Consider the following 10,168-nt stretch of genomic DNA (forward strand, 5'->3'; position numbering starts at 1 on the left):
CACCGCCACCGCCCCGCGACGCGCCTGCACCCGCGCCGCGTGCGACCCGACCACGGTGATCGTCACCACGCCCAGCACCGCCAGCAGTCCGACCCCCACGGTCCCGGCCCAGCCCCCGGCGTGGAACGCCACCGCACCGATCGTGCTCCCGGCACTGGAACCGACGTAGTACGCGGACTGGTAGAGAGCGGAAGCCTGCGCGCGCCCCTGCGTCGCGGTGTGGCTCACCGAGGACGACGCCACCGCGTGCCCGGCGAAGAAACCGGCCGTGATGAGGACCAGCCCCAGCAACACCAGCGGCAGGGCGTCGGACAGGGACAGCAGCAGCCCCGACGTCGTCGTCCCGCCCGCCAGATACAGCGCCCCACGCCGCCCGAGCCGCCCCACCAGCTTCCCGGCGGTCGAGGCCGACACCGTACCCACCAGGTACACGAGGAAGATCGAGCCCACGATGCCCTGGGGCAGCGAGAAGGGTGCCTCGGTCAGCCGGTAACCGATCACCGTGTACACGCCGCCGAACACCGTCATGAACAGCGCACCGATCGCGTACAGCCGGCGCAACAGCGGGTTCGAGAGATGGTCACGAACCGTACGGGCGAGCACACGCGGCCGCAGCGAACCCGGAGTGAAGTGCCTCGGTGCCGGCAGCAGCAGCCGGAAGGCCACCGCGCACCCCACCGCCACGACACCGATCACCCCGACCGCGACCCGCCAGCCCCACTCCTGCGCGACCCAGCCGGTGATGACCCGGCCGCTCATACCGCCGACACTGTTGCCCGCGACGAACAGCCCGATCGCGGTGATGAGGGCCTTCGGGCGGACCTCCTCCGCCAGGTAGGCCGTCGCCGACGCCGGAAGACCAGCGAGCGCCGCGCCCTGCACCGCCCGCAGCACCACCAGAACGCCCAGGTTCGGGGCGAAGGGAACCAGCAGCCCGACCGTCACCGCGACCGCCAGCGACGCCGTCATCACCGCACGCCGCCCGAACCGCTCGGACAGCGCGCTCATCGGGAGCACGAACAGGGCCAGCGCACCCGTCGCCGCGGACACCGTCCAGCTCGCCGCGCTCGCGGTCACCCCGAAGTCGCCGGAGACCAGCGGCAGGAGCGCCTGTGTGGAGTAGAGGAGCGCGAAGGTCGCGACACCGGCGAGAAACAGCGCCAGGCTCATCCGGCGGTAGCCGGGCCCGCCCGGGGTCATACGGGTGTCGGAAGAGGAGTTGGAGAGCGAGTGGGTGTGGGAGGGGCTGTTGGAGTCGGAAGCTGGAACGGTCGGTCCGGCGCCCACGGTGGTGGACGCCTCGGTACTGACGGAAGGCATGCCTCGAACGTACGGACCGGGCGACTCATCCGTCCAATGCATGGAACCCCCATAATCGTTCCCATGGTGCATCAGCAGAGGTCAGAAGCTCACCTGTCACCATCCAGTGACACAGAAGACATCGTTTCCGTACTCGCCCCGCGCCTGGCCCACTTCGCCGGGGTCGCCCGCACCGAGCACGTCACCCGTGCCGCGCAGGAGATGCAGGTCCCGCAGTCGACGCTGTCCCGGGCCATGGTCCGGCTGGAACAGGACCTGGGTGTCGACCTGTTCGCCCGGCGGGGACGCACGGTCTCCCTGACCCCCGCCGGACGTACCTTCCTCGGTTCCGTCGAGCGTGCGCTCGCCGAGATCGCGCGGGCCGCGGAGGAGGTGCGCGCCGACGCGGACCCCGCCACCGGCAAGGTCGCCTTCGGTTTCCTGCACACCATGGGCTCGGAGACGGTCCCCGGGCTTATCCGCGCCTTCCGCGTGGACCATCCGCGCGTCCGCTTCAGCCTCGTCCAGAACTACGGCGAGGCCATGATCGAGCGGCTGCGGGCCGGGGAGCTGGACCTGTGTCTGACGTCGCCCGTCCCGGACGCGCCCGACCTCGTCGCCCGCCGCCTCGACGAACAGAAACTGCGCCTCGTCGTGCCGGCCGACCACCGCCTCGCCTCCCGTAAACGCGTCCGCCTCGCCGAGGCCGCCGACGAGACCTTCGTGACCCTCGAACCCGGCTACGGCTTGCGCCGCATCACCGACGACCTGTGCCGGCAGGCCGGCTTCAAGCCCCGCATCGCCTTCGAGGGCGAGGAGGCGGAGACCCTGCGCGGCCTGGTCGCGGCCGGCCTCGGCGTCGCCCTGCTGCCACCCCCCGCCGTGCCCCGCCCGGGAGTGGCCGAGCTGACGGTCACGGCCCCGCGCGCAGCCCGGGAAATCGGCGTCGCCTGGCTGTCGGGCCACCCGGACACACCCCCGGTGGCGGCCTTCAAGAGGTTCTTGCTGTCACGAAGGGGCCGGCTCCTACCGGACTGAGGGCGCCCGGCCGCAAAGGGGCGCGGGGAACTGCGCCAGCAACCACGTCGCACCCGCAGCCGCGAAACACCCCTCAGCCACCCCTCCCGGAGCGAAACCGACCGAAGCCGGAGGCCAACGGCATCCGCAGCCCCAACGGCGGCGGAGCCGCCAGCGCATCCTCCACAGGGCGCGCGAACACGCGCCCGAACAACGTGCCCATCACGAAGTCCTCCGCCAGCGCGTGCACCTCGTCCCGGTGCTGATGCAGCCCGTGCCCGTCGGAGTGCACCTCGAACCGGCAGATGTCCCGGTTGGCCTTCTTCGCCCGGGCAGCTAGCCGGAAGGACAGCTCCGGGTCCGTGCGCTGGTCGTTGGTGCCGTGCACGATCATGACCTGGCGGCCGACGAGCTGCTTCACCGGTTCGGGTGGCACGGCCACGTCGTCCTCGGGCAGCCAGGGGGCGATCGCGAGGACGGAGTTGACGGCAGCGTGTCCGCCCGCGTGCAGTGCCGCCCGCCCGCCCATGTCCACTCCGGCCAGGCAGACCGGTACGTCCCCGTAGCGCCGTACGACCTCGTCGGCGGCCCAGGAGGCGTCGTGCGCCAGATGGGCCTCGCCGCCGTTCCAGCCGCGGTAGCGGTAGTGCACGACGTGCGCGGCCAGACCCTCGTCGTGCCCGGTGCGGGCGAGACGGCGGCCGAGGGCACGCAGCGAGGCCGCCGCCATCATCGGGGTGGGTCTGCGCTCCGAGACCTCGTCGCCACTGGGGAGGAGCAGCACGACCCCGCTCACGGCCGACGGCTCAGGCCCCACGACTCGCCCAAGTCGGGGGCTGCGCAACGGTGTTGCTTGCTGTGACATGACAGAAACAGTGTCAGAAGTCGCGGTGTACGACACCTGGCCGGACGGTCACCGTTGGGTATCGGCGGATCTTCGTTACCGGGACATCTACGCGCGTAGGGGCTACAGTGCGGCCATGACGAGCCAGACTGCCCCAACCGGTGCCCTCCCGAGCTCGGACCAGATCCGCCGGGCGCCCAAGGTCCTGCTGCACGATCACCTCGACGGCGGGCTGCGCCCCGGCACGATCGTCGACCTCGCCCGTGCCTCCGGCTATACGAGCCTCCCCGAGATCGACCCCGACAAACTCGGTGTCTGGTTCCGTGAGGCCGCGGACTCCGGCTCCCTGGAGCGGTATCTGGAGACCTTCACCCACACCTGTGCCGTCATGCAGACCCGCGAGGCGCTCGTCCGCGTCGCCGCCGAGTGCGCCGAGGACCTCGCCGAGGACGGGGTCGTCTACGCCGAGGTGCGGTACGCGCCCGAGCAGCACCTCGAGGCGGGGCTCAGCCTCGAAGAGGTCGTCGAGGCCGTCAACGAGGGCTTCCGAGAAGGGGAGCGGCGGGCGAAGGCGAACGGCCACCGCATCCGCGTCGGCGCCCTGCTCACCGCCATGCGGCACGCGGCCCGCGCCCTGGAGATCGCCGAACTCGCCAACCGCTACCGCGACCTGGGTGTCGTCGGATTCGACATCGCGGGTGCCGAGGCCGGTTACCCGCCCACCCGTCACCTCGACGCCTTCGAGTACCTCAAGCGCGAGAACAACCACTTCACCATCCACGCCGGCGAGGCCTTCGGGCTGCCCTCCATCTGGCAGGCCCTCCAGTGGTGCGGTGCCGACCGGCTCGGCCACGGCGTACGGATCATCGACGACATCCACGTGCACGAGGACGGCTCGGTGAAACTCGGCCGGCTCGCCTCGTACGTCCGCGACAAGCGCATCCCGCTGGAGCTGTGCCCGAGCTCCAACCTCCAGACGGGCGCCGCCCACTCGTACGCCGAGCACCCCATCGGGCTGCTGCGCAGCCTGCACTTCCGGGCGACCGTGAACACGGACAACCGCCTGATGTCCGGCACCAGTATGAGCCGGGAATTCGAGCACCTTGTCGACGCCTTCGGCTACACGCTCGACGACATGCAGTGGTTCTCCGTCAATGCTATGAAGTCAGCATTCATTCCTTTCGATGAACGACTGGCGATGATCAATGACGTCATCAAGCCCGGATATGCCGAATTGAAATCCGAATGGCTGTTCCGCCAGTCCGCTTCGACCAGCGGTTCCGTGGTGGACAAGGGCTGATTGACGGTTCCGGGAAGCGGTCGGGTCGCGGTGGCCCGACCGCTTTTTGCGTGTTTGCCTCCGCCGGGTCTTTGGTGTTTACGTTTCAAGACCGCTCAGATCCCCGTCATCACGCATTCAAGGACGCATCCAAAATGAAGCAGTCTGCTGCCAAGACCCTCACAGTCGCCGCCCTCGGTACCGCCGTCGCCGCCGCGGGCGCGGGCGCCGCGAACGCCGCACCGGGTGTCCCGGCCGCCCCCCAGGCGCTGGGGACCGTCACTCAGGCGCTGCCCGCGCAGAACGTCTCGCAGGCGGTGCCGGCTGCCGGTGGGGTCGTCACCCAGGGCCAGTCCGCCCTCGGCGCCGGCCTGGAGTCCGCGCAGCCCACCACCGACAAGGTGGTGTCCGGAGGCCCGACCAACCCGGCGGCCAAGCTGCTCGGCGGTCTCCCCGTGAAGGCCCTGTCCGGCAAGGGGAAGGGCGTGGGCGGACTGCCGCTCGGCGGTGCCGTCTGAGCCGTACCTCTTCTTGGTGCCGGTGCTCTTCGGCACCCGGCTCTCGGCTCTCGTGCGGACGAGCATGGGGCGCACCCTCGGTGGGTGCGCCCCAGCGTCGTATCGGTCACCGGTCGGTGCCGGTCACCAAGCCGTGCGGGCCTTGTCCTCCGAGGGCAGCAGGATCCACAGGGCTATGTAGAGCAGGAACTGCGGGCCAGGGAGCAGGCACGACAGCAGGAAGATCACACGCATCGTGGTCGAGGAGGTGCCGAAGCGCCGTGCCAGCGCTGCGCACACTCCGCCCATCATCCGGCCGTCGGTGGGGCGGGCAAGGCGGCTCATGGAGGGCTCCTTCGTCAGCCAGGGACGGAGGCCTCCCCGTTGGCGGCCCCGTCGTCCTCAACACCCTCAACGCTACGGTGACGAAGCGGACGAAGCGTCACTCTACGGAGCTATTCCGACCCTGGGAATCGTCGGGGTGCGACCCTGAGGTGCTTCCTCCCTGGAGCGGGCGGCCCGGTGCCTGGTCTCGGCCCTGCGACGCAGCCGGACTCGTCCGGCGGGGACGATCGCGAGGTGGGCGAGGGCCACACCGAGCGTGTTCAGCAGGATCGAGTCGATGTCGACGATCTGGCCGGGCACCCCGGTCTGCAGCAGCTCGATGCCCAGCGAGAGCAGGCAGCCGGCGGCGACCGTACGCGTGAGGGAGGCGAGCGGGGAGACGGCGAGTCTGCCGTCCGCCATCGGCAGCAGAACGCCCAGGGGCGCGAGGAGAGCGAGCCCCTCGCCGATGCGGCGGGCCGCCTCCGGCCATCCCAGCGCCAGATCGGCTCTGATCCCGGCGAACGGCGTCAGATTGGCGGCACTCACCCAGGGGACGTCCAGCGGACGCAGCGCGATCCAGGCGACGAGCGCGAGGTGTGCGACGAGGAGGACACCTCCCGTCGCACGGACGCGGATCCCGGCGCTGCCGCCGTTCGAACCTTGACGCTGCACGCACCCCAAGACGCGCCCCCCGGCACGATCGGTTCCGCGCCGGCGCCCCACTTGGTCAGACCGGGTGAGGGGTGCGCCACACGTACGGCCGCGGGCGCCCCCGCCCACGCCCCTCAGGACGTCCCGACCTCCGAGGAGGGCGGCTTCTCGGCGCCCGGCTCCGAGCGGACCTCCGTGGTGCACTTGTAGCGTCGGAGCGGCTCGGTGCCGGGGCCGCCGAGGACCACCGAGCCGTTGCCCTCGGCCGCCGCCGAGTCGGCGAAGGTGCAGACGATCTGGGCGAGGGCGTACTCCGACAGCTGCTCGGGGGCCGTGGACAGCCGCAGCGCGTCCTCGGGGTCACCCGGCCGCTGACCGCTCACCCGCAGACCGCTCTGGACGTCCGTGTCGTACCCGGCCTGGTCCTCGGCGGCGGAGGGCCGCTCGGAGAGCTGGTCGAGCAGCCCCTGCGCCACGAGGACGCGCCGCTGGGCATCGGGGGTGCCGTCGGGGACGCTCACGGCACGGCCGACCGCGACCAACTGCCGGGAACAGAGCAGGAAGACCTGCACCGGGATCCCCTGTGAGCTCTGCGGGGCGATGTCCGTGCCCGCCAGCGTGCACGGCACCCGCGACGGAGCCGGCCCGAAGTCCGTCGGCACCTGAGTGGCCCGGATCCCGCACCCCGTGAGCACAGCCGCCAGCACTCCGGCGGCAAGCCACGGCCGGGCCGCAAGCCACGGCCGGGCCGACGCTATCCGTGACGTCATCCGCCGGTCCCCTCTGCGGTCTTGGGCTGGTCCTCCGTGATCAGAGGGGAGGTGTCCCGGGGGAGGCGGAGCGTGAAGACCGCTCCGCCCTTGGGGGAGTTCGCCGCGGTGATCTCGCCGTCGTGGATGTGGGCGTTCTCCAGGGCGATGGACAGGCCCAGGCCGCTGCCCTCGGAGCGGGGGCGGGAGGCGCTCGCCTTGTAGAAGCGGTCGAAGACGTGCGGGAGGACGTCCTCGGGGATGCCCGGGCCGTTGTCCCGCACCTCGATGAGGAGGTCGTCGGCGTCTTCGCGGACCGAGACCCTGACCGGCGAGCCGCCGTGCTTGAGCGCGTTGCCGATCAGATTGGCCAGGATCACGTCCAGGCGGCGCGGGTCGAGGCGGGCCATGATGCCGCGCTCGGCGTCCAGGTCCACCGCGTCCAGCCAGGCTCGCGCGTCGATGCACGCGGTGATCTGGTCGGCGATGTCCACGTCGTCCAGCACCAGCCTGGCCGTGCCCGCGTCGAAGCGGGTGACCTCCATGAGGTTCTCCACGAGGTCGTTCAGGCGGCGCGTCTCGCTGACGACCAGGCGTACGGCCGGCTCGATCATCGGGTCGACGCTGCCCGTCTCCGCGTCCAGCTCCTCCTCCAGCACCTCCGTCACGGCGGTGATCGCCGTCAGAGGTGTGCGCAGCTCGTGGGACATGTCCGCCACGAAGCGACGGGACGCCTCGTCACGGGAGCTCATGTCGGCGACCTGCTTCTCCAGGGACTCCGCCGCACGGTTGAACGTCCGGGAAAGATCGGCCAGTTCGTCCGTACCGGACACGCGCAGCCGGGTGTCGAGCTTGCCCTCGCCGAGCCGCCGGGCCGCCACGCCCAGGCGCTGCACGGGCTTCAGCACGGTCGTCGCGGCGGCCTGCGCGAGCAGCGCCGAGCCGATCAGGGCGAGACCCGTGGCGATGCCCAGCGACCAGGCGAGCGAGTTGAGGTCCTTCGCCTCCGGCTCCAGCGACTTGAGCATGTAGCCGGTCGGGCCGCCGCCGATCACCTTGGCACCGCCCACCAGGTAGGGCGTGCCGCCGTCGACGACCCGCTGCCAGTACAGGTGGTACTCGTTCTTGTTGCCGGAGGTGAGCTCCTGCTTCTCGGTGACGGCCTTCCGCAGGGACGCCGGCACGTCCCTCAGCGTGAAGCCGTCCAGCGCCGACTCGCCCGAACTGCCCTGTACGGTCTCGCCGTTCTTGCCCTCCGCTATCAGCAGCACGCTGAACCGCTGGCCGCCGTCGCCCATCTGTCGTGCCGCGTACGCCAGTTGCCCCTCGGTCGGATGCACGGGCAGCGTGCCGGCGTGGCTCTGCATCGCGCGCTCGAAGTCGTCCAGCGCCGCGTCCTGCGCACGCGTCAGCACGGCCTCGCGGTTGAGCCAGTACGCGATACCCGACGCCGACACCGCGGCCGTGAGCGCCACGAGCCCGAACACGACGACGAGCCGTAGTCGCAGGCTCGTGAAGCGCAGGCCCGACGAGACCGCCCTGCGCGCCGCGGACCAGCCGCGGAACCCTCCTTGCCGATCACTCACTGAGGCGTGTCCAGCCGGTAGCCGACGCCGCGGACCGTACGGATCAGGGTCGGCGACGACGGTACGTCCTCGACCTTGGCGCGCAGCCGCTGCACGCATGCGTCGACGAGCCGCGAGTCACCGAGGTAGTCGTGTTCCCAGACCAGGCGCAGCAGCTGCTGGCGGGACAGCGCCTGACCGGGCCGTCGGCTCAGCTCCAGGAGCAGCCGCAGCTCGGTGGGGGTCAGCTGGAGGTCCTCGCCGTTCTTGGTCACCGTCATCGCGGCCCGGTCGATGACCAGGCTGCCGAAGGCCGCCGCGTCGTTGGCCTCGCGCTCGCCGCGCCGCAGCACGGCCCGGATGCGGGCGTCCAGCACCCGCCCCTGCACGGGTTTCACGACGTAGTCGTCGGCGCCGGACTCCAGCCCGACCACGACGTCGATGTCGTCGTTGCGCGCGGTCAGCAGGATGATCGGCAACTGGTCGGTGCGCCGGATCCGACGGCATACCTCGAAACCGTCGATACCGGGCAGCATCACGTCCAGGACGATCAGGTCCGGGCGTTGTTCGCGCAGCAGCTTGAGACCATCCTCACCGCTGGCGGCGGTGGCGACACGGTGCCCCTGGCGCGTCAGTGAGAGCTCCAGGGCCGTGCGGATGGCGTCGTCGTCCTCGATCAGCAACAGGGAAGGCACGGGCTCATTCTGGCCCATGGTGAGGTGCTCTATCGACTGTTGGCGGGCTCCTGCTCGTCACCCGCACATGATCCTGCCGTCTGTGTAGCCGTACGGCTCTTCTCTGTGATCCGACGGCGATCCGACGGCGATCCGACTGCGATCCGCCTGTGCTCCGGCTTCGATCCGGCTGAGGGTGCCCCCTGTGACAGGCCTGTGACAGTCGGCGGACACGGTCATGAAGTGGGCTCGGCAAGCTTTTCGGCACAGGCAAGGAGGCACCGCCCCGGGGGAACGAGAGGGCGGGGCCGCCGAGCCACCGAAAACCGGAACTCCACGACGGGGGGCGCGAGATGAACACGCTGCAAAGCACCAGGACTGGCGCAGTTGTCACGCGGCTCCACGATGTCGCCAGGAGCACGGAGAAGTCCGGTGCCGATGGGGGTCCCTCCCGCGCGAGCGTATTCGAGCGTGGGGGAGGGCGGGGGTGCGCTCGCGGCACCGGGCGTCAGCACACCACGTTCATGACGGTGGTTGACGCCCACGGGGGAACGGGGGCGACGGCTCACGGGGGAGCCGCGTACGGGGAGGCCACGGGGGAGCGTCGTTCGGTGTCGGAGGCGGAGTTCACCGCCTACGTCCAGGAGCGCCGCGCCTCCCTGTACGCGACCGCCTACCACCTGACCGGCGACCGCTTCGAGGCCGAGGACCTGCTCCAGAGCGCCCTCTTCTCGACGTACAAGGCGTGGGACCGGATCAGTGACAAGGCCGCGGTCGGGGGCTACCTCCGCCGCACCATGACCAACCTGCACATCAGCGCGTGGCGCCGCCGCAAGCTGAACGAGTACCCGACCGAGGAACTGCCGGAGACCGCCGGTGACACGGACGCGATGCGCGGTACCGAACTGCGAGCCGTCCTGTGGCAGGCGCTCGCCCGGCTTCCCGAACTCCAGCGCACCATGCTGGTCCTGCGCTACTACGAGGGCCGCACGGACCCGGAGATCGCGGAGATCCTCGACATCAGTGTCGGCACGGTGAAGTCCAGCATCTGGCGGTCGCTCCGCCGGCTGCGCGAGGACGAGGTCCTCAGCTTCGGCCGTGACGAGGAGGAGTCCTTCGGCGAACTCGTCGCCTGAGGGTCTGGAGGGGAACCGGTAACGGGGGCGGTGGCGCGGGGGAGCGCCGCCGCACTGCCTGGAGGGCGACGGGGGAACGGCGTCCGACAGGGTCCACGGGGGAGCAATGCCCGAGGGGTAAGGGGAACGG

At 70.8% G+C, this 10,168-nt stretch carries 11 protein-coding genes; 4 read left to right on the forward strand and 7 right to left on the reverse strand.

What is annotated here, in order from left to right; genetic code table 11:
- On the reverse strand, positions 1-1,320 hold a 1,320-nt coding region (locus FPZ41_RS41345), incomplete at its 3' end, for an MFS transporter (RefSeq protein ID WP_152869372.1).
- Positions 1,321-1,383: 63 nt separating this feature from the next.
- On the opposite strand from FPZ41_RS41345, the gene FPZ41_RS41350 reads away from it, so the two are divergent.
- Positions 1,384-2,337, forward strand: a complete 954-nt coding sequence (locus FPZ41_RS41350; RefSeq protein ID WP_152869374.1) for a LysR family transcriptional regulator — start codon at positions 1,384-1,386, stop codon at positions 2,335-2,337.
- A 73-nt stretch (positions 2,338-2,410) separates the two neighbouring features.
- On the opposite strand, the gene FPZ41_RS41355 is transcribed toward FPZ41_RS41350, so the two are convergent.
- Positions 2,411-3,181, reverse strand: coding sequence for a prolyl oligopeptidase family serine peptidase (locus FPZ41_RS41355; RefSeq protein ID WP_152869376.1), 771 nt, complete (start codon positions 3,179-3,181; stop codon positions 2,411-2,413).
- A gap of 115 nt (positions 3,182-3,296) precedes the next feature.
- Here FPZ41_RS41355 and FPZ41_RS41360 point away from each other — a divergent pair, with 115 nt between their 5' ends.
- Together FPZ41_RS41360 and FPZ41_RS41365 are read left to right on the forward strand one after the other, a co-directional pair.
- Positions 3,297-4,460 (forward strand): adenosine deaminase, encoded by a 1,164-nt coding sequence (locus FPZ41_RS41360; RefSeq protein ID WP_152869378.1) that lies wholly within the window; start codon positions 3,297-3,299, stop codon positions 4,458-4,460.
- 134 nt (positions 4,461-4,594) lie between these two features.
- Entirely contained in the window at positions 4,595-4,957 is a 363-nt protein-coding gene (locus FPZ41_RS41365; RefSeq protein WP_152869380.1) for an ATP-binding protein, read from the forward strand.
- A 123-nt stretch (positions 4,958-5,080) separates the two neighbouring features.
- On the opposite strand, the gene FPZ41_RS41370 is transcribed toward FPZ41_RS41365, so the two are convergent.
- From FPZ41_RS41370 to afsQ1, 5 genes are all read right to left on the reverse strand, one after another.
- Positions 5,081-5,281, reverse strand: a complete 201-nt coding sequence (locus tag FPZ41_RS41370) for a PspC domain-containing protein (RefSeq protein WP_152869382.1) — start codon at positions 5,279-5,281, stop codon at positions 5,081-5,083.
- Positions 5,282-5,383: 102 nt separating this feature from the next.
- Complete coding sequence (locus FPZ41_RS41375) at positions 5,384-5,935, reverse strand: VanZ family protein (protein ID WP_322621385.1); 552 nt, start codon at positions 5,933-5,935, stop codon at positions 5,384-5,386.
- A gap of 113 nt (positions 5,936-6,048) precedes the next feature.
- Positions 6,049-6,684 carry a hypothetical protein gene (locus tag FPZ41_RS41380; protein ID WP_228023350.1) on the reverse strand — a complete coding sequence of 212 codons (636 nt, stop codon included), beginning with the start codon at positions 6,682-6,684 and terminating at the stop codon, positions 6,049-6,051.
- A complete protein-coding gene (locus FPZ41_RS41385) occupies positions 6,681-8,348 on the reverse strand; it encodes a sensor histidine kinase (protein WP_152869386.1) in 1,668 nt (555 codons plus the stop codon). The genes FPZ41_RS41380 and FPZ41_RS41385 overlap by 4 nt, the downstream gene beginning before the upstream one ends.
- Complete coding sequence (gene afsQ1, locus FPZ41_RS41390) at positions 8,246-8,923, reverse strand: two-component system response regulator AfsQ1 (protein WP_181586995.1); 678 nt, start codon at positions 8,921-8,923, stop codon at positions 8,246-8,248. Before afsQ1 ends, FPZ41_RS41385 begins: the two co-directional genes overlap by 103 nt.
- A 332-nt stretch (positions 8,924-9,255) precedes the next feature.
- On the opposite strand from afsQ1, the gene FPZ41_RS41395 reads away from it, so the two are divergent.
- A complete protein-coding gene (locus FPZ41_RS41395; RefSeq protein ID WP_152869390.1) occupies positions 9,256-10,038 on the forward strand; it encodes a SigE family RNA polymerase sigma factor in 783 nt (260 codons plus the stop codon).
- The last annotated feature ends 130 nt before the right edge of the window (positions 10,039-10,168 follow it).

The sequence above is a fragment of the Streptomyces acidicola genome, from assembly GCF_009377235.1.
Taxonomy (GTDB): Bacteria; Actinomycetota; Actinomycetes; order Streptomycetales; family Streptomycetaceae; genus Streptomyces; species Streptomyces acidicola.